Annotated in this window: 1 protein-coding gene; it reads right to left on the bottom strand. The window is 44.1% G+C overall.

Translation table 11 applies throughout. The features are described from left to right. Positions 1 to 354: 354 nt before the first annotated feature. Positions 355 to 657 (bottom strand): Fic family protein (locus HZC12_03990; GenBank protein ID MBI5025888.1); only part of this gene is annotated, 303 nt, incomplete at its 5' end.

The raw sequence follows: 657 nt of genomic DNA, 5'->3' as shown, positions 1-657 counted from the left end.
TATTTCTCAGTATTTTTTATAAGAAAGCTGGGCAACAGAGCCCGCCCGCCTTTCGCCGCCGGTTTACCATAGCCCCCGTCCCCTGAAACGAGTTCAGGGTTGCAATCCTGGCCAGAGCTTTTCTTCAAACCCGAGATTTCCGCCATTAGACTTTGTCTTATCTGCTTTCTTTTTTTTCACTATTGCCTATTCCCTTCATGTCCCCATCATGGACACATCCAACAGAACATATCCAAAAAACCACAAAATTTGGACACATTCCTCATGTCGACAACTTCGACATGTCTTTAACACATGTCGATATTTTATTAAAATTTCGACACGTTCTTTTATCATGTCGACAACATCGACATATCACGTTGAGAGCAGTTTAAAGAGCTTAACATTCAGATACAGGTTCTCCTTGCCCACCCTGTGGCTCTTAAGAACTCCAATCTTTTCCAGTTCCTTCAGATACTCGGCAGCCGTCTGCCTCTCGGCAATGCCTGCATCCACAAGGAACTGAACCTTTGTGTAGGGCTGATGGAAAAGCAGTTCTATCAGATCCTTGGAATAGACCCTGGACGGTAAACGGTTTTTAGCGACTGCAAGCGTCTCTTCGATAAGCTCCCGTATGGAGATAATCTTTTTCCGTGTATGAATAGAAGTTTGCTCTAT

It is taken from the genome of Nitrospirota bacterium, assembly GCA_016214385.1.
Classification (GTDB): domain Bacteria; phylum Nitrospirota; class Thermodesulfovibrionia; order UBA6902; family JACROP01; genus JACROP01.
Note: the sequence above shows the minus strand (reverse complement) of the source record. Positions and strands in the feature narration are given on the sequence as shown.